At 68.0% G+C, this 21,589-nt stretch carries 14 protein-coding genes; 10 read left to right on the top strand and 4 right to left on the bottom strand.

The genetic code is table 11. The annotated features are described in order from the left end of the window. Positions 1-290: 290 nt before the first annotated feature. Together AAW51_RS30845 and AAW51_RS16000 are read left to right on the top strand one after the other, a co-directional pair. On the top strand, positions 291-2,471 hold the full coding sequence (locus AAW51_RS30845) for a PEP-CTERM sorting domain-containing protein (RefSeq protein WP_238947609.1): 2,181 nt from the start codon (positions 291-293) through the stop codon (positions 2,469-2,471). After that, the gene (locus tag AAW51_RS16000) at positions 2,437-4,812 is read left to right on the top strand and encodes a PEP-CTERM sorting domain-containing protein (protein ID WP_157359922.1); all 2,376 of its coding nucleotides are present in this window, start codon (positions 2,437-2,439) and stop codon (positions 4,810-4,812) included. Before AAW51_RS30845 ends, AAW51_RS16000 begins: the two co-directional genes overlap by 35 nt. Positions 4,813-4,884: 72 nt before the next feature. Here the strand turns inward: AAW51_RS16000 and AAW51_RS15995 are convergent, their stop codons facing one another. Together AAW51_RS15995 and AAW51_RS15990 are read right to left on the bottom strand one after the other, a co-directional pair. Continuing rightward, positions 4,885-5,379 carry a serine O-acetyltransferase gene (locus AAW51_RS15995; protein WP_047195396.1) on the bottom strand — a complete coding sequence of 165 codons (495 nt, stop codon included), beginning with the start codon at positions 5,377-5,379 and terminating at the stop codon, positions 4,885-4,887. Beyond that, entirely contained in the window at positions 5,363-6,598 is a 1,236-nt protein-coding gene (locus AAW51_RS15990; RefSeq protein WP_047195395.1) for a glycosyltransferase family 4 protein, read from the bottom strand. The genes AAW51_RS15995 and AAW51_RS15990 overlap by 17 nt, the downstream gene beginning before the upstream one ends. A 426-nt stretch (positions 6,599-7,024) precedes the next feature. On the opposite strand from AAW51_RS15990, the gene AAW51_RS15985 reads away from it, so the two are divergent. The 5 genes from AAW51_RS15985 (at position 7,025) to AAW51_RS15965 (ending at position 13,014) form a co-directional block, all read left to right on the top strand. Next, a complete protein-coding gene (locus tag AAW51_RS15985) occupies positions 7,025-8,365 on the top strand; it encodes an O-antigen ligase family protein (RefSeq protein ID WP_047195394.1) in 1,341 nt (446 codons plus the stop codon). A gap of 83 nt (positions 8,366-8,448) precedes the next feature. Continuing rightward, the gene (locus AAW51_RS15980) at positions 8,449-9,621 is read left to right on the top strand and encodes a hypothetical protein (RefSeq protein WP_047195393.1); all 1,173 of its coding nucleotides are present in this window, start codon (positions 8,449-8,451) and stop codon (positions 9,619-9,621) included. A 16-nt stretch (positions 9,622-9,637) separates the two neighbouring features. Continuing rightward, complete coding sequence (locus tag AAW51_RS15975) at positions 9,638-10,819, top strand: glycosyltransferase family 2 protein (RefSeq protein WP_047195392.1); 1,182 nt, start codon at positions 9,638-9,640, stop codon at positions 10,817-10,819. 81 nt (positions 10,820-10,900) lie between these two features. Continuing rightward, a complete protein-coding gene (locus AAW51_RS15970) occupies positions 10,901-11,971 on the top strand; it encodes a Gfo/Idh/MocA family protein (RefSeq protein WP_047195391.1) in 1,071 nt (356 codons plus the stop codon). Continuing rightward, positions 11,968-13,014, top strand: a complete 1,047-nt coding sequence (locus AAW51_RS15965; RefSeq protein WP_053013636.1) for an NAD-dependent epimerase/dehydratase family protein — start codon at positions 11,968-11,970, stop codon at positions 13,012-13,014. Before AAW51_RS15970 ends, AAW51_RS15965 begins: the two co-directional genes overlap by 4 nt. 151 nt (positions 13,015-13,165) lie before the next feature. Here AAW51_RS15965 and AAW51_RS15960 read toward each other — a convergent pair whose 3' ends face one another. Next, complete coding sequence (locus AAW51_RS15960; RefSeq protein WP_047195390.1) at positions 13,166-14,302, bottom strand: glycosyltransferase; 1,137 nt, start codon at positions 14,300-14,302, stop codon at positions 13,166-13,168. 480 nt (positions 14,303-14,782) lie between these two features. Between AAW51_RS15960 and AAW51_RS15955 the strand changes: the two genes are divergently transcribed. Beyond that, positions 14,783-15,655 (top strand): EI24 domain-containing protein, encoded by an 873-nt coding sequence (locus AAW51_RS15955; RefSeq protein ID WP_157359921.1) that lies wholly within the window; start codon positions 14,783-14,785, stop codon positions 15,653-15,655. A gap of 94 nt (positions 15,656-15,749) precedes the next feature. Here AAW51_RS15955 and AAW51_RS15950 read toward each other — a convergent pair whose 3' ends face one another. After that, positions 15,750-16,781, bottom strand: coding sequence for a LysR family transcriptional regulator (locus AAW51_RS15950; RefSeq protein WP_083438338.1), 1,032 nt, complete (start codon positions 16,779-16,781; stop codon positions 15,750-15,752). A 183-nt stretch (positions 16,782-16,964) separates the two neighbouring features. Between AAW51_RS15950 and AAW51_RS15945 the strand changes: the two genes are divergently transcribed. Both AAW51_RS15945 and AAW51_RS15940 read left to right on the top strand, forming a co-directional pair. Beyond that, positions 16,965-18,269: an efflux RND transporter periplasmic adaptor subunit gene (locus tag AAW51_RS15945; RefSeq protein ID WP_083438337.1), complete on the top strand. Its 1,305-nt coding sequence runs from the start codon at positions 16,965-16,967 to the stop codon at positions 18,267-18,269. A gap of 58 nt (positions 18,270-18,327) precedes the next feature. Further along, a complete protein-coding gene (locus tag AAW51_RS15940) occupies positions 18,328-21,579 on the top strand; it encodes an efflux RND transporter permease subunit (RefSeq protein ID WP_047195388.1) in 3,252 nt (1,083 codons plus the stop codon). The last annotated feature ends 10 nt before the right edge of the window (positions 21,580-21,589 follow it).

Below are 21,589 nucleotides of genomic sequence, written 5' to 3'. Positions count from 1 at the left end.
GGGGGGCGGCGCTACGCCGCGACGTCATGACGCTTCCACCGCTGCGAGAGCCGCTGCCGTCGCCTCTGCGTTGACTGCCCGCAGCCGCAGCCAAAGTCCCCTGGTTGCGGGGGGCGGGCACGCGACCGCTTGCATACAGTGTTTCAAGCAGGCGCAACTTCTACCGCAGACATCCGACAGCGCATCGCCGGAATCGAAACGTCTCCGAACGCCTGCGGCCCGCGCGTCCTTCACGTGCGACAGCAGAACCGTGGTGCTCGCCACGACATCGTTCAAGAGAGGAGATGGCCATGCTCCTGCCAGCACGCTCGCCCGGCGCCTGCTGCCTCACCCGTGCGACCCGGTCCCGGCATAGGCCGCCGTTGAACCGTATCGCACGCAAGGCGTTGAGCGTGGTGGTGCCCTGCTGCGTGCTCGCGGCGGCCACGGCTTCGTCCGCCTCGGCGCAGGACACCCTCTACATCGGGCCCGGTGAACAGTACGTCGCCGACGTGCCCGCGGGTGAATCGGCCCTGGCATCCTTCCGCAACTTGGAGAACGACGGCCTCTACCTGAAGCGGGGCGGCGGAGTGCTGCGCTTCCCGGGCCCCGCCGGGCCTCAGTACCTCAACCGGGGCACCCTGCGTGTGGCCGGAGGTGGTCTCGACATCGAGATCGGGACGTCCGGCGGCGTCTGGGACAACAGCGGCCTGGTCGAGCTGGCCGCCGGCACCCGGCTGGACATCTTCGCCGATCGCGACAGCAACCTGTACCAGCGAGGCGCCGTCCGCATCGGCGAGAACGCGCGCTTCGCACTCAAGATGCCCGCGTCGCCGCTACAAAGCACCGGCACCTGGGCGATCGCCTCCGGAGGCCAGCTGGACATCACCGGCTGGCGCACCCCCTACCACGGTGCCGTGCCCCCGGGAGACAGCTTCACCGGCACCATTCACAACCAGGGCCGTGTGACCTTCACGGAAGGCCACGCCAAGTTCTCGGCCGGCGCGACCATCGAAGGCGGCGCGGTACAAGCGCTGCGCGGGGGCAGGCTTTCGGTAGACGGGGGCATGAACCTCGGCTCGTTGCGCGTCGACGAGGCATTACACGGAGAAGGCGGGCCGCCCGCGGCCAGCAGTGTGCGGACGGGCGGCGCGCTCACCCTCGGCGAATTGATCTGGGGTGAAGGCGAGCTGTTCGCAGGCGGGCCTATCACGGTGAGCGGCCACGCGCGCCTGTCGGCCGGCGCCTACCGTCCCATCGGCTCCGGCAACGACGTCTACGACAAGCGCTTGGACACCGAGCTGAGGCTCGACGGCGGCGGCAGCTGGGACGGCGATGCCGACATCACCGGCACGGGCCGCATCCGCGTGGCAGCCGGCACGGTGTTCGAGGACCTGCACACGCAAGACGGGCGTGACAAATACGGCCACGCGAGACCGCTGCGCATCACGCTGCGCGGCTTCGACAACCACGGCGTCTTGCTCAAGTCCGGCCCGGCTGTGACCCTCATGGACACGCCGTTCTCCAATGCGGGCACGGTACGTGTACAAGACGCTGGCACCCTCAACTTCGTGCGCTCGCTCGACAATCCCGGCACGCTGGAGGCCATACGCTCGCGTATCGTCGTTTCGGGGAGCTTGGCGCAACTGCACCACTCACCACTGGGCGATGGCACTGTCATCACCGAGCTGACGGGCGGCCGACTGATCGCCGACCACGGCAGCATCGTGCTCAACTTCGGCGAGCCGCAGGCGCACGACCCCCTGTGGCGGCCGCGGCTCTCGCGCAACCTCGGGGCACTGGTCTTCAAGGGCCCTGACGCACGGCTGAGCACCTTGTGGCTGGGTGAGGACGTGGACCTGCTGCACGGCCATCTGGACAACGCCGGACAACTGAGTCTGCTCGACGGTGCGGTGTTGCGGCAGTCGATGACCCTGACCAACACCGGCCTGGTCGAGGTCGGCCCGGGCAGTCTCCTGGAGGTCGGCTACTCCCAGGACTACAACGCGGACCGCCCCGACACCCGTACTCTCGTCGCCGGCACGATATCCGATCCCTCCGGGATGAGCTTCTCGTACGGAGCGCTGGGGGCAGGGCTGGACGAAGACATCGGGGTGGCGCGCTTCTTGGGCGACGTGCTCCTGATGAGCCGGTCCGTGCTGGAGGTCGACATCGCCTCGACCTCCAGCTTCGACCGCTTCCTGCTCGACCATACGTTGAAGATCGCCGAGGGAGGTCATGTGTTCGCCGAGTTCGATTCGGCTGGCTCCGTGACCGGCCGTTATCGCATCGTCGAAGCGGCAGGGGGTGTCAACGGGAGCTTTGCCTCGCTGCGGACCAACCTCGACCCCGGTGTCTACCACTGGAGCCTGGTCTACGGCGATCGTTACGTGGACCTGAGCGTGACGGCCGTGCCGGAGCCCGGCACCTGGGCGCTGCTGACGGTGGGCCTGCTCGGTGTGGCCGTGGCGCGCTGTCGACGCGTACGCTGAATCGAAGCGGCGCACAGGACGGGCTCAGGCCGCGGCGAGGTCATGCAAAAGGCTGGAACTTGGCACGGAGGTCCGGATGAACGGGCGCAAGCTATCTTCGCGGCCGCACGAAGTGTGGCGTTCCCGCCTCACGGCGGTCCTTCTGTCGACTGCCTCGGCCGCCTCCGCGCTGGCCGCCGACACCGTGTTCATCGGCGGCGCTCCGGGCGGGGACCGCTGGGACCTCGACGCCAACTGGTCGGCGGGGGCCCCGGTGTCGGCATCGACGCGTGCCCTGCTGGGCAACAGTTTCAGTCTGGTGGCCAGCGGCTCGTTCGCGGTGAGCACCCTGCACGGCAACCGCTTCTTGCAGGTGGTCGGTGGTGAGATCGAGCTGAACGCGCCGGGCTCCACCCTCGGACAGCTGTACCTGCAGGGCGGTCGCCTGACCGGGCCCGGGTCCCTGACAGCGCGGTCTCTCGACTGGGAAGCAGGTGAACTGGCCGGGCCGGCGCTGACGGTGACAGGCAATGCCCGTTTGCGAGGCGCGCTGCAGGGCGGCGCCAGCCGTGTGGAACTGCTGGGGGTTTCAACCGCAGGTCAGGCCGCGCTCCAGTTTGCCGGCGGGGGCGCCGCCTTCATCCAGCGCGGGAGCCTCACGGCTTCTGGCAGCCTGGCGTTCGACGTCACCGACAACGCCGCCTGGATCAACACCGGTGTGATGACGTTAAAGGACGGCCGCTTGCGCACCTCTGGCGGCACGATTTCGCAGACGGGGACGCTGAACATCGCCGACAGCGGCCATTTCGTGTTGGACCACAACGGCGCGGACAACATGCTGAGCACCGGCAACTGGCACATCGGCAAGGAGGCGACGCTGTCGGTGGTCGGTGTTGCCGCCTGGCATGACTTTGCCTCGGGCACCGTGGACAACCGCGGCACATTGAAGGTCGACGCACCCCAACTGGGCACCGTGGTCGCGTTTGGCACCACCGCCACTTTGCGGGGCCCCGGCGGCCTGGAGGTCGGCCGCGCTGCCTTCATCTCCCACAATGCCGAGACGATGCAACTCGGCTGGGTGCGCTTGGCGGGCCCCGAAGACCCGATCGAACATGGCCCGGGCAGCATCACGCTGGCAGGCGGACTGACGGTGGACAGGCTCGACTGGGGCCACGGCAATCTGGAGGCGGGCGGGCCGGTGACGGTCAATGGTGACGCGAAGCTGCATGGCTGGGGGTGGAACGCGTCCACGTCGGGCGATCCGGCGTTCAACAAACTCATGCGGGGTACCTGGAACTTCCACGGTGACGTGACCTGGGACGGCGCGGTCCCCATCATCGGCGACGGTACCGTCAACATCGCCGAGGGCGCACGCTTCCTCGACAACAATGTCTACCGGCCGGGGTTTGAGGAACTGTCAGCCCGGTTTGTCAGCGCGACCGTCAACAACGACGGCACCTACCTGATGGCGGGTGGTGGCGTGACCGGGATCGCACGCGTCAACAATCGCGGCACCATTCGTCTCGTCGGCGGCAGCGAGCTGCACCTGCACGGCTTCCGCAACCACGGCCGCGTGGAAGTGCTCGACTCGCGGGCGGCGATCAACCTTGAGCACCTGAGCGTGCTCGAGGGCGTCTACCTCATCCGCAACGGCGAGCTGGCGCCCTACGGGAACGGGCCCGAACGCCTACACCACAACCGTGCGGAGCTGGTGCTGGACGGCGCGGGCAGCCGGCAGTCGGTGTTCGGACCGCAGCTCGACAACGATGGCCGCCTGGCGGCACTGCACGGCGCGGTGCTGCAGCTCGGCGCACTGCGGCAGCTCGGAGAGCTGGAGATCGACGGGGCGAGCGGGGCACGGCTGAGCGGCAGCTTCATACAAACGGGCGCATCCGCGCGCACCTGGATCGACGGCTGGCTGGCGGCGTCCGGCATGCACCTCGAAGGCGGGCTTTTCAGCGCTGGGCTGGAAGGCCAAACGGGCCATGCCGAGCTGGACGTGCAGCAAGTGAGCTTCATCTCGGGTGTCCTGCTGGTCGACATCCGGGACCGCGCGGACTTCGACACCGTCTCGGTCGACGGCCAAGCCCAGCTGGGCGGCGCCCTGCAACTGCTGTTCGGCGAAGTGCCGCCGGCCTACGGCGTCTACCGTTTCCTCAGCGCCAGTGGCGGGGTATCGGGCCGGTTCGACAGCGTGGACTGGGAACTGGACCCGGCGCTGTACCGCGTGAGCGTGCTGTATGGCGCGAACTTCGTCGAGCTGGGGGTGTCGGCCGTGCCGGAGCCGGCATCCTGGCTGCTCACCCTGTTCGGGGGGCTCGTCGCCGTGTATCGCAACCGCCGGTCTAGCCGCCGGCGCTGACGCAACCTTCGATGGCGAGGGAGAGGGGCGCGGCCTGCTCGAACCGAACTCAGCGTGCGGGCCCGGCCGCGATCAGCGGACACGGGCTGGAATGCCGACCGCCGTCGCCCCGTCGGGCACGTCACGCAGCAACACCGCGTTGGCGCCCACCCGGGCACCGTGGCCGATGTGCAGCGCGCCGATCACCTTGGCGCCCGACCCGATGAACACATCGTCGCCCAGCGTCGGACAGCCGCCGCGGTTGTCGCCGATCACGACGCTGCTTTCGAGCCAGACGTTCCGACCACCGCGCACGCTCGAGTTGATCACGACGCCCACCGGGTGGATCAGCACGAAGCCAGGGCCAAACTGGGCCTTCACGCCGATCACGCAGCCATTGAGCGACTTGTTCAACCAATGGGGGATCAGCGCGAGCGGCGCCAAACGCCAGCGCGCCAGCGCCGCCTGCAGCCGGTACAACACATTGGCCGAGGTGCCGTCGGCCATGATGGCCTTCAGCAACGAGCAGGTGTCGCCGTACTGCGAATAAAGGCGCTGCTTGGCGCGCAGATCATCCAGCAACAGCATGAACGGGCAGGGCGGCCGGCTGCGTCACCGCTTGCTTGAACTCGATCAGTTGCAGCACGTTGTGGCGCCACTGGCGCTCGGCCGCAATGTAGGCGCGCGCGTTGCGTCCCACTTCGGCCAGGCGCTCGCGATCGGCACTGCGTTCGATCACGGCGTCGACCGCTGCATCCAGATTGCCGGCCTTGAACATCCAGCCGGTCTGGTTCTCGACCAGCACTTCCTGGATGGGCGAGAAGTCGGGTGCGATCGGCGGAATGCCGCAGGCCATGAACTCGAACAGCTTGACCGGCGAGGTGTAGTCGCCGGCGCTCGGCAGCACCGCGAGGTCCATCGCGGCCAGCAGGCCCGGCACGTCGTCGTGCGGCACGCGCCCGGTCAGCAGGATTTGTTGGTCGAGCCCGCGGTCGTGCACGAACTTGGCGACGGTGTCGAAGGTGGCGCCGTCGCCGACCAGCAGCAGCTTCAGATGGGGTGTCGCCTTCAGCCGGTCGGCGATGCGGTAGACGAACTGGTCGATCGCATGCCACGGCACGAAGGCGCCCAGGTAGCCGCACACCACATGGCCTTCCAGCCCCCACTTGGCGCGCGTCTCGCGTCGCTCGGCTTCGCTGAAGCTGAACTTGTCGATGTTGGCCGCGTTGGGCGTCACGATCGACGGCGCGATGTGGCCATGCGCCTGCGTCACGCGGTCACGGAACAGCCCCGAGACGAACACCAGGCCGCTCGCGTTGCGCAAGGTCCAGCGTTCGATGCGCCGGGCCAACCAGCCCAGGTGCAACGGGCGCACCCGGTGCACCGCGGCCGAGTCGTTGATCTCGAGGATGATGGGCAGGCCGCGCCGTTTGGCCAGCCACACGGTGATGAACAGGAACAGCGAATAACGCTCGTAGATCAGTTCCAGGTCGTCGTGCTCGCGCAGGTAGCGCACGATGCGCAGCCCGGCGACGGCGTTGTAGGCCAGCTCGGCCAACTCGAACAAGGGCTCGGGCAGCCGGGTCACGATCTTCATCCACCAGCGCGCCTGCTGGGTCGGCGACATCGCCTTCGGGCTGGCATAAGGGTCGGCGCCGGGCACCGACACCACGTCGACCGCCACGCCCATCGCGCGCAACGCGTCGGTGATGCCGCGGATGTGCACGCCCTCGACGGCCTTGCCCTGGGTACGGTGGTGGTACAGCACGCGTCGCAGCGGCGGCGTAGAGGTGGTGGTGGCGTTCATGACCCTCAGTCAGTCGTCGGTTGTAATGATCGGCGCGCGTCGGACGGTAGTGAGGCGTCACGTTCAGGGCAGCGGCAGCCGGGCCGCGTGACGGCGGCGCCGATGGCGAACGCCGGGCCGGTCTCGCGACGGCCGCCTATCATAGGGGCGAGCACCCGTGTGCCGTGCACCGCCCCCCGCATGCTAGGGGGGCAGATTCACGCAGAAACGGGCCGCGCCCCTTTAGCATTGGCACCGTTTGATACAAGCGCTTCGAGGGGGCGTTTGATCGACGCCTGTCGGTTGCATCGGCGGGCGGACGCGGCACCTTGTGACGTGGCTGCCGCCCTCTGTGCAGCACGGTGTGCAGCACCCCACCCCCCAGCAACGATAGACACGCAAGAGGTAGTTCGCGTCCTCCCGAGACCGGAGTGCGCCCGCCAGCCCATGAGCTTCGCCCTTTTTCTGGTGTACGTCCTGTTCACCTTCCTGCGGCCTGTGGAGCTGCTCGCGCCCGACACCGAGTTGCGGCCGATGCTGTGGCTGTGGCTGATCGCCTTTGTCGCGGCGCTGGCGCGCGCGTTGTCGAAGCGTCAGTTTGCGGCGAGCGGGGTGCACATGGTCTTGCTCGGCGGCTTCACGCTCGCGATCGCGATGTCGCAGATCACCAACGGTTGGTTCGGCGGCGGCTTGGACGCGGTGAGCAACTTCAGCTCGTCCGCCTTGCTGTTCGTGCTGGTGTGCATGAACGTCACGTCGATCCGTCGGTTGCGCGCCACCTGCGCGGTGATGGTGGTGGCGCTGGTGTTCGGCGCCACGATGTCGGTCTATTCCTATCACACCGGCTACCGTGCCGAGGAACTGGTGCTGCAGCAAGGCGGCTTCAGTGGCGCGCGCGGCGACGGTATCGTGCCCGACAGCCGGCCGGTGCCGGCACACGACACCTCCGGCCTCTACATGTGGCGGGTGCGCTGGCTGGGGTTCCTGAACGACCCGAACGATTTTGCGCAGGCGATGGTGATGGCCATGCCTTTGTTGTGGGCCACCTACCGTCCCGGGCGTCGCTGGCGCACCTTGATGCTGCTGGTGCTGCCCAGCCTCGCGCTGCTGTATGCCATCTATCTGACCCATTCGCGCGGCGCGATGCTGGGGGTGGGCGCCATGCTGGCGGTGGGTTTGCGCCGGCGCCTCGGGCCGGTGAAGAGCGCGATGATGGTGGCCTTGCTGGCGGGCGCGGCGATCGTGTCGAGCATGGGCGGCGAACGCGAGTTCTCGTCCAAGGAAGGGTCGGCCGGCGAGCGCATCGAAGCCTGGAGCACCGGCTTGATGATGCTGAAGTCGCATCCGCTGTTCGGTGTCGGCTACGGCAACTTCACCGAACACCACTACCTGACCGCGCACAACTCCTTCGTGCTGTGTTTCTCCGAGCTGGGCCTGTTCGGCTACTTCACGTGGCTGGGCCTGCTGGTCGTCACCTACAAGGGCATGAGCCGTGTGATGGCCAGCCGTACACCCGACAGCGCTGAATTTCAGATGGCCGAACTGCTGCGCATGGCCTTCGTCGGCTTTCTCGTGTGTGCCTGGTTTCTGTCGCGCACCTACCAGCCGACGCTGTACTTCCTGCTGGGGCTGTGCGTGGCGGCCTGGCATTGCGCCAAACAAGGCAGCGAGGCCGGGCAACTGCAGGCGCTGCGCCTGGGCCCTAGCCGCTGGGGGCGGGGCGCGTGGGGCGCCGTGTTCGGCAGCCTGACGCTGGTGTACGGATTCGTGCGCCTGCACTACGCATAGGCGCTGGAAGATAGATGGGCGAGGCGGGTCGGAGAGCGCCTCTCGTGTTTGTGTTTGTTGATACTGTCGAGCCGATATAACTCATGAAAATCGTGGCCCTGCTTGCCGTGGCTCTGCTGATCGCCGTGTTGGCGGTGGTGCTGGCATATCTGCGCCAGCGCAACATCTCGATCTGGTTGCGCAGCTACCTGCGCCAGGACTGGAAGCCCGAGGCCCCTGCGCCGGGCCTGAAGCACGTGATGTTCTGCTTCGTCGACCATTACGAGCCGGGCTGGCAGCAGCCGACGTATGAAGTCGAGTGCGCGCGCGTGGCGCGTTGGCGGCGCGACTATCCCGCGCTGTGTGCATCGCACCGCGACGGTGATGGCCGGCCCCCGGTGCACAGCTTCTTCTACCCAGAAGAAGAGTACCGCCCCGAGCACCTCGACGCACTGGTCGAGATGTGCCGCATGGGGCTGGGCGAAATCGAGATCCATCTGCACCACGACAAGGACACCGAGGCCGGGCTGCGCGAGAAGCTGCAGCGCTTCACCCAGCTGCTGGTCGACCGGCACGGTGCGTTGCCCACCGACCCGGCCACCGGCCAACCGCGCTGGTCGTTCATCCACGGCAACTGGGCGCTCGACAACTCGCATCCCCATGGCACCGGCTGCGGGGTCAACAACGAGCTGCAGGTGCTGCGCGAAGAGGGTTGCTACGCCGACTTCACTTTCCCGGCCGCACCCGATCCCTGCCAGACCAGCACCATCAACAAGATCTACTACGCCACCGACGACGCCCACGCACCCAAGTCGCACGACACCGGCGAGCGCGTGCGGGTGGGCGGTCGGCCGGTCGGCGACCTGATGCTGATCCAGGGCCCGCTCGGCTTCATGTGGAAACACCGCAAGTTCGGCCTGCTGCCGCGCATCGAGAACTCGGACGTGCGCACCAGCAACCCGCCCACGCCGTCGCGCGTCGACGCCTGGGTAGAGACCGGCATCCATGTGCAGGGGCGGCCCGAGTGGATTTTCGTCAAGGTGCACACCCATGGCACGCAGGAGCGCGACATGGACACGCTGCTCGGCGATCCGATGCACCAGGCCTTCACGCACCTGGAGACGCGCTACAACGACGGTCGCGAGTGGAAGCTGCACTACGTGAGCGCGCGCGAGATGTACAACATCGTCAAGGCCGCCGAGGCGGGCTTGAGCGGCGACCCGCATCAGTACCGCGACCACGTGATCCCGCGGCCCGCTTACGCCGCCGCGGCATGACCGAGGCCTGAACACCATGTGGCTGCCCGTCATCGTGTTTGCCTGCCTCGGTGCGGTGCTGTACTCCTATCTGCTGTATCCGCTGGTGCTGTTCGTGCTCGGCGCGTGGGTGCAAGGGCAGCGCGACGTGGCCCGGGTGTTCCGCAAGACCGAGCGGCGGGCGACGCTGAAGCAGGGTGAGCTGCCCGAGGTGGCGATCGTCATCTCGGCCTTCAACGAGGAGGGCCACATCCGGCAGCGCATCGCCAACCTGCTCGAACTCGACTACCCGGCCGACCGCTGGCGTGCCTACATCGGCTCGGACGGCAGCCGAGACGCTACCGGGCAGATCCTCGCCGAGTGCGATGACCCGCGCATCCAGGCCTTCGTGTTCGAGCAGAACCGTGGCAAGGCCAACGTGCTCAACGACCTGGTGTCGCGCACCCGCGAGCCGGTGTTGGTGTTCTCCGATGCCAACACCTTCTTCGACCGTGAAGCGCTGCGCAAGCTGGTGGCACCGTTCGAGGATGGTCGGGTCGGCGGCGTCAGCGGCGAACTGCGGCTGGCCGGCAGCGCCGGCGACAACCGCGACAGCCTGTACTGGCGCATCGAGCAGTTCTTGAAGTTCTTCGAGGCCCGCATCGGCGGCCTGCTGGGGGCCAACGGCGCCATCTATGCAATCCGCCGCGCCGCCTGGAAGCCCTTGCGGCCCGACACCATCTGCGACGACTTCTGCGTCGCGATGAACGTCGCGGCGGCCGGCCACCGGCTGGTGTACGAGCCGGCCGCGTTCGCCGAAGAGGCGACGCCCGATTTCATCGGTGAAGAGTACCGCCGCCGGGTGCGCATCGGCATCGGCAACTTCCAGGCGCTGTGGCGTCACCCCGAATATTTGCTGCGCACCTCCAAGGGCACTGCTTTCGCCTACCTGTCGCACAAGGTGCTGCGCTGGCTGGCGCCGCATCTGCTGCTGGTGGCGCTGGGCGTGTCGGCGTGGCTGGGGGTGGCGTCGCCGGCATGGCGTGCCTTCGCGCTGCTGCAACTGGCCGGTTATCTCAGCGCGGCGGTGCTGTTCGGGCTCAGCACGCGTGGGCGGCGTCTGCCGACGCTGCTCAGCCTGCCGGCGTTTCTGTTCGCGTTGAACTGGGCTTTTCTGGTGGCCTCATGGCGTTACGCGAGCGGGCGCTACAGCGGGACCTGGCGGCGCAGCAGCCGCTGAACGGCGGCGCATCGCACACTCATCGGCGGCGCACCACAGTGCGGCCGCCATACAAGACGACAAGACAGAGAGGACACGCGCGTGTTTCGGGTTGGGATCGTAGGGTGCGGCAAGATTGCCGACGGACATGTGGAGCAATTGCGGGCGATCGGGCGTGCCGAGGTGGTGGCGGTGTGCGACCGCGAGCCGCTGATGGCCGAGCAGCTGGCGGTGCGCCTGGGTGTGCCAGGGCGTTATGACGATCTGCAGCAGATGCTGCAGAACGAAAGGTTGGACGTGCTGCACATCGCCACGCCCCCCGATTCGCACCTGGCACTGGCCAAGATGGCGTTCGCCGCCGGCTGCCATGTCTTCATGGAAAAGCCGTTCGCGTTGACCGAGGCGCAGGCGCGCGTGATCGTCGACCTCGCCAACGAGGCGGGCCGCAAGGTCGGCGTCAACTACCTCTACAACTTCGAAACCCCGGGGCTGCAGCTGCAGCAGCTGCTCGACAGCGCGGCCCTCGGCGAGCTGGTGCACCTCGACACCGCCTATGGCTACAACCTGTCGGGCGACTACGGCCTGGCGGTGATGTCCGACCCCGGCCACTGGGTGCATCGCCTGCCGGGCAAGCTGTTCCACAACGTGCTCGACCATGTGCTGGCCAAGGTGGTCGCGCACCTCGGCGACGACGTGCAGACCCAGGTGTGCGCCTTCCGGCGCCGCGACGCGACCGGCAACCCGGTGGTCGACGCGATGCCTGACGAGCTGCGCTTCATGCTGCGCAGCGGTCACCTGACCGTCTCGGGCCTCGTCAGCGCGCATGGCCGGCCGGTGGCCCACACCTTGCGCGTGGTCGGCACCCGTGACACGGTCGAGCTCGACTATGCCGCGCGCACGCTGGTCCACAGCGCCCGCCAGAGCCAGCCCAGCGCCTTGGGCCGCACCTTCGTGCCGTGGAGCCAGGGCCGCCAGTTCTTCAAGAACGGCTGGCGCAACGTCGGGCAGTTCCGCCGCCACGAATTCCATTACTTCCAGTGCATGCGGGTGCTGCTGAACCGCTTCTACGACAGCATCGAAGGCCGCGGCGCCGACCCCGTGCCGCAAGACCAGATCTTGCGCGTGTGCCGCGTGATCGACCAGATCGTCACCGGCATCGAGGCCTCCGCATGACGATGACGACGAGCATGAACGACAAGAGTTCTTCTTCCACCGTGCTGGTGACCGGCGCTGCTGGCTTCCTGGGCCAGCGCATCGCCCGCAGCCTGCTCGCCGAAGGCGTGACCGATCTGCGTCTGCATGTGCGCCACACCGCGCCTCAGGGCCTGGTCGAAGCGCTGCAGCGCGACTTCCCCGCGGCGCGGATCGAGATCGGCACCGGCAACCTGCTGGCGCGCGGCACGCTCACGCCGCTGGTGCAAGGCGTGGGCTGCGTGGTGCATGCCGCGGCTGGCATGAAAGGCGGTGCGGCCGACATGTTCGCCAACACCGTGATCGGCACCCGCAACCTGCTGGAAGCCGCCGGCGAGCAGGGTGTGCGCCGGGTGGTGCTGATCAGCTCGTTCGCGGTGTTTCGCACCGAGCAGCTCTCGCCGGGTGCGACGCTCGACGAAACCACACCGACCGAGACCGTGGGCATCGAGAAGGGCGCCTACGGCTACGCCAAGACCCGGCAGGAGCAGCTGTTCCGCGAGTTCGAGCAGCGCTTCGGCTTCGAGTCGGTGGTGTTGCGCCCGGGCGTGATCTACGGACCCGGGGGCGGCGCTCTGTCGCCGCGCGTGGGCCTGAAGGCCATGGGCTTCTTCTTCAGCCTCGGCGGCAAGGCGCTGCTGCCGCTGACCTATGTCGACAACTGCGCCGACGCGGTGGCGCGAGCGACGCTGCACGCGCCGTCGGGCGCTGTCTTCAGCGTGGTCGACGACGAACTGCCCACCTGTTCGGCCTATCTGCGCGCCTATTGCCGCTCGGTCCAGAAGATGCGGGTGCTGCCGGTGCCGCATTGGGCGTTGGTGAAGGGCGCGGCGTGGCTGCAGCACTATCACAAGGTGTCCAAGGGCCAGCTGCCGGCGGTGTTCACGCCTTATGTGGTGCGCTCGATGTTCACGCCGCTGCAGTACAGCAATGCCGCGCTGAAGCAGATCGGCTGGGCGCCCCGGGTGTCGACAGCCGAAGGCATGCGCCGCTCGTTCGAGGCGTGGAAGGCGCAGGGCCGGTGATCGGCCCGGCCCGCTGACGGCGCGGGCCTGCAAGTCGCAGGTCGGCTGGCAGCCCGTGGGCCGGCGGCAAGCAGCAGAGGGCGAGGAGCGGCGAGCCGCAGCGGGCGCGGAGCCCGCTCGCTCGCTCAGTATGGCGACGGGTGCGGCCGGCTCACGCCGGCTGGATCGCCGACAGGTTCGGCCCCACCGCCTTCGCGTAGAAGCGGTCGTAGGCCGAGCGTAAGGTTTCGATCGAGGCGTTGGCATGCACCCACGCCGAGGCACCGCTGGCCAGCCGCTCGCGCAGCACGGCGTCGGACAGCAGGCGCGACAAGGCTTGCTGCAGCGCCGGTCCGTCGGCTGGCGGGACCAGCAGGCCGGTTTCACCGTCGCTGATGATCTCCGGGTTGCCGCCCACCCGCGTCGCCACGATGGGCAGGCGCGTGGCGCATGCTTCGAGCAGCGCGATCGACACGCCTTCGGTGAGCGACGGCATCGCGAACACGTCGAAGGCGGGCGTCAGCTGCGCCACGTCGGAGCGTTGGCCGGCAAACAAGACCTTGTGCGTCACGCCCAGCTTACGGGCCTCTTCGCGCAGCTCTTCTTCCAGCGGGCCCGAGCCGATCAGCACCAGGCGCAACTGCGGATGGGCCTGCAGCAGGGCCGGCAGTTGCGCGATCAGCAGGCGGTGGTTCTTCAGCGCCACCAGGCGGCCGACGGCGCCCACCACCAGCTCGTCGGGCCCGATGCCCAACGTGCGGCGCGCTTCCGCACGGCGCTCGGGTGACCAGCGAAAACGTTCGACCGGGATGCCGTTGAGCACGGTGCTCGCCTTGGCCGCGGGCACGATGCCGTCACCGACGAAGCGGTCGTGCACCTGGCGGCCCACCATCGCCACGCCGGCGGTGCGGTGCAGCGACCAGCCGTAGAACAAGCCCAGCTTGCGGCTGCTGAGCCGCGTGCCCATGTCGTGGCAAGTGCCCACCAGCGTCGGACGCCCCGGCATGCCGAACATGGCCGTGGCGGCGTAGTAGTTGGGCACGAAGCTGTGCGCGTGCACGATCTCGGCGCGCCGCTCGGCGACGCTGCGGCGGATGCAGCGCAAGGCCGGCACGTCGAAGGGGCGGCTCTTGCCGGCGATGACGACGTCGATGCCGTGCTTCAGCAACTCGGCCTTGTAGCCTTCGGTGCGATGCAAACACAACACCGAGACGTCGTGACCATAGCGCCGCTGGGCGATCGCGAGGTCGGTCACCACGCGTTCCAAACCGCCGTGATCCAGCGACTCCAGGATGTGCATCACTCGCATGAGAAGGAAACAGCCGACCGGCACTGAGAAAATGAAGAGCCGTACTGTAGTGGAAGCGGCTCCAGCAGCGAGTGTTCCTGGGCCGCTCATTTCGGGGGTCGACGGGCGGTCGAGGCCTGGCGGCGTGTGCTCTGCGTGGCGAGTCGGTGTCGCTTCGGCGCGCGCCGCCACACCTGGATCTCTATTGCGTCTGGCCGCTCGGCGAGCGCAGAGGCGAACGCAGCGCCGGTCGTAAGCCTCTGCCTTCAAGCCGTCGAGCCCACCGTGGTCCACGCACATTTCCCGCCGGTCGTCGCCGGATGAACCGCGGTGGGCAGCCCCCGAACGGGGGGAGCCGCCGGGTGCGGCAGGCCGGACGCACCGAAGCACAATGGAAAGCCTGGTCGGCGCAACTGCCGTTCGGCGGTTCGACCTGTGCAGTCTTTGTCGCTCGCGCGGCTCCCGAGTGGCTGGCCCAGCAGAGGCGTGTCGACTCCATCCGTGTCCCTACCCAAGTTCATGATCTTCTTCCCTTCTTCATTGCGTTTCGGCCTGAGCGAAGCCGCCAAATCCTTCGCCCTCGGCCTGCGCGAATGCGCACGCCCGCGACTCGCGCTGGTCTCCGTCGTCGCGGCCCTGGTGTCGCTGTTGCTGTGGCTCACCGTGTTCGTGACGTGGTGGGAAGAGTTGGTACAGCTCGCCTTGGTCGGCCTGGTCGTGCTGGCGGTCGTGTTCGCGCCCGCCGCGCCGCTGGCCGGTAGCGTGGTAGCGATGGGCAGCTTCGCGAGTGTGGCGGCGCCGGTCGGCCTCGTCGCGGTGGCGGCGGGTGTGTTGAAGTACGTCGTGGTGGCCGCCGCGTTCGCCGTGCTGGTCCTCGTCACGATGCGGCTCGTCGTCGAGTGGTGGCTGATGCCGCGCATCCAGCAAGCGTGTCTGGAGCGCTATCCGGCGCTGCGGCAGAAGGTCGACGCGAGCTGGCACGGCGGGCTGCGCAACGTGCTCGGCGCGTGGGCCCTGTTCCTGGTCGGCGGCACGATCTGCTTGCTGATCCCGTTCGTCGGCGCCGTCTTGTTGTTCCTGCTGGCCAACTACCTGAACGCCCGCAGCCTGGTCAACGATGCGCTCGATGGCATTGCCAACGATGTCGAACGTCGCAAGGCGATCTCCGAGAACCGCGTCGCCACCACGGCGGTCGGTGTGATGGTGGCCGGCTTCACGCTGATTCCGTTCGCCGGGCTGCTGGCGCCGGTGCTGCTCGGCGCGGCGATGTGCCATCTGTCGATGCGGACCGTGATGCGCGTGCGTGAGCAGACCGGCTCTGCAGCAGCTGCGACCGGCAGCGCTTCCGTCTCCGCGCTGCGCTCGGCCGTGTGACGGGGTGGGCGACAAGGTCTGACGGCGCAGACCTTCGGCGCCCGTCAGCCTGCGCGCCGTCCAGACGCTGCGATCCGCGCTGCCGCTCCGCCCCTCATGCCTGCGCCACCTCCTCGGCCACCTGTGCCTCGCTCGCCGCCGCCCCATGCGGCATCGGCAAGCCCCCCATCAACTCGCACAGCGGCGTCAACCCGCTCTCGCCCATTCGCAAGGTCGACCGCCGCTGGATCAAATCGTGGTTGGCGAACAACTCGGTGACCCAGTTGGCGAACACGCGCACGCGTGTGCTGAGGTGGCGGTTGGGCGGGTAGACCAGATAGATCGGCTTCGGCGCCGAGATCCACTGGCACAGCACCGGCTGCAAGGCGCCGCTGCTCAGATGTTGCTGCACCATGAAAGTGGGCACCTGGATGATGCCGAGGCCGGCCAGGCCGGCGGCGAGGTACGCGTTGCTGTCGTTCACCGCGGCGCGGTAGCGGCCGCGCACGGTGATGCGCTCGGCATCCTTCGCGAACACGAACTCCTTCTGGCGCCCGCCGCCGAGGAAGTAGCTGACCATCGTGTGGCGGTCTTCAAGTTCCGACGGATGCGACGGCGTGCCATGTTCGCGCAGGTAGGCCGGCGTCGCGCAGGCCACCGCGTGCACCTCGCCGATGTGGCGCGCCACCATCGACTCATCGGTCACTTCGCCAGCCCGCACGGCACAGTCGATGTTGTCGCCGATCATGTCCACCGGCCGATCGCTGACGCCGAGGTCGACTTGGATCGACGGGTACTCCTGCAAGAACTCGGACAGCGCCGGCAGGATGACCAGGGTCGCGAGGCTGCTCGGCGCCTCCACACGCAGCCGGCCCTTGGGGCAGGCGCGGGCGTTCGACATGCTGGCGTCGATGTCGTCCAACTCCACCAGCACGCGGGCCACGCGGTCGTAATACGCAGCGCCGTCGGAGGTCACCTGCACACGCCGGGTGGTCCGGTGCAGCAGCTTGGTGTGCAGGTGCGTCTCGAGGTTTTGCACCAGCTTGGTCAAAGTGGGCTTGGGCATCTGCAGCGACTCGGCGGCTTTCGTGAAGCTGCCCGTGTCAGCAACGCGCAGGAAGGCGCGCATGGCGGCGAGTTGATCCATCGAAGCTCCTGAAGGGGTAGGGCGGAACAGCGCAAGGTCGGCTGATTATTCACGCACAGAAAAAAAGAAGCCAGATCTGCAGTATTTATTCGCCACGCGAGAACTCATATCGTTTGCGGCACCGCAGCATTCCGCCACACGGGCGGGCTGCCACAGAACAACAGCAAACATCAGGAGTTCTGCATGTCCCAAGACTTTGAGCCGACCAAGCCATCCTCGCGTGACGGCGTGGCACATTCCCCCTTGTTGTCGACCGGCGCGACAGCCGGCCCTGCAGGTCGCCGCGGCGGCGCCTTGTGGGCCCTCGGTGTCGCGCTCGCCACGGTGGCGGCCGCGGCGTTGATCGTGCTGGGCCTGGCCTCGCCCAAGGCGCAGGCCGATGCACCGCCCGCCGCCCCTGCGGCCACGCCTGTCTCGGTGGCCACGGTGGTCGAACGACAGGTCGCGTCGTGGGACGACTTCTCAGGGCGACTCGAAGCGGTCGAACGTGTCGACGTGCGCCCACGTGTGGCCGGCACCGTACAAGCGGTGCACTTCCGCGAGGGCGAACTGGTCAAGGCGGGCGACCTGCTGGTGTCGCTCGATGCGGCGCCGTATGCCGCTGAGGTCGAGCGCCAGCAGGCCCAAGTGGCCGCCGCCGAAGCGCGCCTGGCGCATGCACGCAACGAACTCGAGCGTTCGCAGCGGTTGTGGGAAGAACGTGCGATCGCCCATCGTGAACTCGACGAACGTGTGAACGCGCAGCGCGAGGCCGAGGCGCTGTTGCGCGGCGCCCGCGCCGCCTTGCAGTCCGCTCGGCTCAGCCTGGGCTACACGCAAGTCCGCGCACCGGTGGCCGGCCGCGTCGGCCGGCTCGAAGTGACGGTGGGCAACCTGGTGGCGGCCGGCCCCGGTGCGCCGGTGCTGACCACCCTGGTTTCGGTGAGCCCGATCTACGCCAGCTTCGAGGCCGACGAACAAGTGGTGTTGCGTGCCTTGAAGCAACTGCCCGGCGGCGCCGGCGGGCGTGCCCAGATCGGCCGTATCCCCGTGCGCATGGGCACCGCCGACAGTGCCGAGCTGCCCTATAGCGGGAAACTGCAATTGATCGACAACCAGGTCGACGCGCGCAGCGGCACGGTCCGCGTGCGTGCCGTCTTCGACAACCCGGAGGGTGTGCTGATGCCCGGCCAGTTCGCGCGGTTGCGCATGGGCCAGCCGGCCGCACAGCCGGCCGTGTTGATCAGCGAGCGTGCGGTGGGCACCGACCAGAGCAAGAAGTTCGTGCTGGTGGTCGGTGACGACCACAAGGCCAGCTACCGCGAGGTGACGCTGGGGGCGCAGGTGGACGGCCTGCGTGTCGTGAGCCGTGGGCTCAAGCCCGGCGAGCGCATCGTCGTCAATGGGCTGCAGCGCGTGCGGCCCGGCGCGGAGGTCGTGCCGCAAACGGTCGAGATGGAAGCAAGCCGGACGCCGCAGACGCGCGACGCGGCCGCTTCGCTCTCTTGAGGGGAAGCGCCATGCCGTCTTTGCGACCCCCTCGTTCGACCGTGACTGGAGCCACACCGTGAACCTGTCCAAGTTTTTCATCGACCGACCGATCTTCGCCGGCGTGCTGTCGCTGCTGATGCTGATCGCCGGCCTGATCTCGCTGGGCGCTCTGCCCATCTCGGAGTACCCGGAGGTGGTGCCGCCCTCGGTGGTGGTGCGCGCCCAGTACCCCGGCGCCAACCCCAAGGTCATCGCCGAAACCGTCGCCACGCCGATCGAAGAGGCGATCAACGGTGTCGAAAACATGCTCTACATGAGCAGCCAGGCCACCACCGACGGCCTGTTGACGCTGACCGTCACCTTCCGCCTCGGCACTGACCCCGACAAGGCCCAGCAGCTGGTGCAAAACCGTGTCTCGCAGGCCGAGCCACGCTTGCCCGAAGAGGTGCGGCGCCTGGGCGTGACCACCGTCAAGAGTGCGCCCGACCTGACCATGGTGGTGCATTTGCTGTCGCCCAACGAGCGCTACGACATGACGTATCTGCGCAACTATGCGCTGCTGAACGTCAAGGACCGTCTGGCGCGTGTCGAAGGCGTGGGGCAGGTGCAGGCCTTCGGCGCGGGCGACTATTCGATGCGCGTCTGGCTCGACCCGCAGAAGGTCGCCGAGCGCCGCTTGTCGGCCAGCGACGTGGTGCAGGCCATCCGCGAGCAGAACGTGCAGGCCGCCGCCGGTATCGTCGGCGCCTCACCCAGCCTGCCGGGCGTCGATCTGCAGCTGTCGATCAACGCGCAGGGGCGGCTGCAGAGCGAAGAAGAGTTCGGCGACATCATCGTCGGCAGCAGCGAGGACGGTGGCGTCACGCGGTTGCGCGACGTGGCGCGCATCGAACTGGGCGCCTCCGAATACGCCTTGCGCTCGCTGCTCGACAACAAGCCCGCCGTGGCCCTGCCGATCTTCCAGGCGCCGGGCAGCAACGCGATCCAGATCTCGGACGACGTGCGCGCCATCATGGCCGAGCTGAAGCAGGACATGCCCGAGGGCGTGGACTACCAGATCGTCTATGACCCGACGCAGTTCGTGCGCGCCTCGATCGACGCGGTGGTGCACACGCTGCTCGAAGCGGTGGCGCTGGTGGTGCTGGTGGTGATCTTGTTCCTGCAGACCTGGCGCGCCTCCATCATCCCGCTGCTGGCGGTGCCGGTGTCCATCGTGGGCACCTTCGCGGTGATGCATCTGTTCGGCTTCTCGATCAACGCGCTGAGCCTGTTCGGGTTGGTGCTGGCGATCGGCATCGTGGTCGACGACGCGATCGTGGTGGTCGAGAACGTCGAGCGCAACATCGAAGCCGGGCTGAGCCCGCGCGAGGCCACCTACCGCGCGATGCGCGAAGTGTCGGGGCCCATCATCGCGATCGCACTGGTGCTGATCGCGGTGTTCGTGCCGCTGGCCTTCATCAGTGGTTTGACCGGGCAGTTCTACAAGCAGTTCGCGCTGACGATCGCCATCTCCACCGTGATCTCGGCCATCAACTCGCTGACGTTGTCACCGGCGCTCGCGGCGCTGCTGCTGAAGTCGCACGACGCGCCGAAAGACCGGCTCACGGTGTGGATGGACCGCTGGTTCGGCTGGCTGTTCCGCGGCTTCAACCGGGCCTTCGGGCGCGGGGCCGAGGCCTACAGCGGCGGCGTCAAGCGGGCCATCGCACGGCGCGCGCTGGTGTTCGGCGTCTACCTGGCGCTGGTGGGCGTGACCTTCGTGTTGTTCCGCGCGGTGCCCGGTGGTTTCGTGCCGGGCCAGGACAAGCAATACCTGGTCGGCTTCGCGCAACTGCCCGACGGCGCGACGCTGGACCGCACCGAAGAGGTGATCCGCCGCATGGGCGAGATCGCGCTGAAGCAGCCGGGCGTCGAGAGCGCGATCGCCTTCCCGGGCCTGTCGATCAACGGTTTTACCAACAGCTCCAACGCCGGCATCGTGTTCGTCACGCTCAAGCCTTTCAACGAACGCCGCGACGAGTCGCTCAGCGGCGGCGCCATCGCGGGCCAGCTGAACCAGAAGTTCGGGGCCATCGAAGACGCCTTCATCGCGATGTTCCCGCCGCCCCCGGTGCAGGGCCTGGGCACCATCGGCGGCTTCAAGCTGCAGATCGAAGACAAGGCCGCGCTCGGCTACGGCGCGCTCAGCGAGGCCTTGCAGGCCTTCATGGGCAAGGCCTATCAGGCCCCGGAGCTGGCGGGCATGTTCTCGAGCTTCCAGGTCAACGTGCCGCAGCTGTATGCTGACATCGACCGCACCAAGGCGCGGCAGTTGGGCGTCGCCGTGACCGACGTGTTCGACACGATGCAGATCTACCTCGGCTCGCTGTACGTGAACGACTTCAACAAGTTCGGTCGCACCTATTCGGTCCGTGTGCAAGCCGATGCGGCCTTCCGGGCGCGCGCCGAAGACGTCGGTCACTTGAAGGTGCGCTCGCGCACCGGCGAGATGGTCCCGCTGTCCGCGCTGCTGCGCCTGCAGCCGAGCTTCGGTCCCGAGCGGGCGATGCGCTACAACGGTTTTCTGTCCGCCGATGTCAACGGCGGCGCGGCGCCGGGGTACTCGTCCGGCCAGGCACGCGAGGCCGTCGAGCGTATCGCGCAAGAGACGCTACCCAAGGGCGTCAGCTATGAATGGACCGAGCTGACCTACCAGGAGATCCTGGCCGGCAACTCGGCGCTGTGGGTGTTCCCGCTCGCGGTGCTGCTGGTGTTCCTGGTGCTGGCGGCGCAATACGAAAGCCTGAGCCTGCCGCTGTCCATCATCCTGATCGTGCCGATGGGCTTGCTGGCGGCGATGACCGGCGTGTGGCTGTCGAACGGCGACAACAACGTGTTCACCCAGATCGGGCTGATCGTGCTGGTGGGCCTGTCGGCCAAGAACGCGATCTTGATCGTCGAGTTCGCCCGTGAGCTGGAACTGGCCGGCCGCACGCCGACCGCCGCCGCGATCGAAGCCAGCCGGCTGCGGCTGCGGCCCATCCTGATGACCTCGCTGGCCTTCGTGATGGGGGTGCTGCCGCTGGTGCTGTCGACCGGCGCCGGCGCCGAGATGCGCCAGGCCATGGGCGTGGCGGTGTTCGCCGGCATGCTGGGTGTGACGCTGTTCGGGCTGTTCTTGACGCCGGTGTTCTATGTGCTGCTGCGCCGGCTCACCGGCAACCGGCCGCTCAAGCTGCACGGCCAGGTGCCGCACGCCGATGAGATCGATGCGCCGACGACCGGCGGCGGTGGGGGTGGGGCGGCGGTACGCCCGCTGCCGGCCGCACCGCACCACACCCATGACTGACCGCCACGTC

It is taken from the genome of Caldimonas brevitalea (genome assembly GCF_001017435.1).
In the GTDB taxonomy this organism is placed as follows: Bacteria; Pseudomonadota; Gammaproteobacteria; order Burkholderiales; family Burkholderiaceae_C; genus Caldimonas; species Caldimonas brevitalea.
The sequence above is the reverse complement of the archived record's forward strand: the minus strand, read 5'-3'. Positions and strand labels throughout refer to the sequence as shown.

Coding starts and splice junctions, on each gene's coding strand:
- AAW51_RS15995 (WP_047195396.1), bottom strand. CDS start 5,379: ATGCTGTTGCTGGATGATCTGCGCGCCAAGCAGCGCCTTTATTCGCAG.
- AAW51_RS15950 (WP_083438338.1), bottom strand. CDS start 16,781: ATGGATCAACTCGCCGCCATGCGCGCCTTCCTGCGCGTTGCTGACACG.
- AAW51_RS15975 (WP_047195392.1), top strand. CDS start 9,638: ATGTGGCTGCCCGTCATCGTGTTTGCCTGCCTCGGTGCGGTGCTGTAC.
- AAW51_RS15980 (WP_047195393.1), top strand. CDS start 8,449: ATGAAAATCGTGGCCCTGCTTGCCGTGGCTCTGCTGATCGCCGTGTTG.
- AAW51_RS15990 (WP_047195395.1), bottom strand. CDS start 6,598: ATGAACGCCACCACCACCTCTACGCCGCCGCTGCGACGCGTGCTGTAC.
- AAW51_RS15965 (WP_053013636.1), top strand. CDS start 11,968: ATGACGATGACGACGAGCATGAACGACAAGAGTTCTTCTTCCACCGTG.
- AAW51_RS15960 (WP_047195390.1), bottom strand. CDS start 14,302: ATGCGAGTGATGCACATCCTGGAGTCGCTGGATCACGGCGGTTTGGAA.
- AAW51_RS15985 (WP_047195394.1), top strand. CDS start 7,025: ATGAGCTTCGCCCTTTTTCTGGTGTACGTCCTGTTCACCTTCCTGCGG.
- AAW51_RS15945 (WP_083438337.1), top strand. CDS start 16,965: ATGTCCCAAGACTTTGAGCCGACCAAGCCATCCTCGCGTGACGGCGTG.
- AAW51_RS30845 (WP_238947609.1), top strand. CDS start 291: ATGCTCCTGCCAGCACGCTCGCCCGGCGCCTGCTGCCTCACCCGTGCG.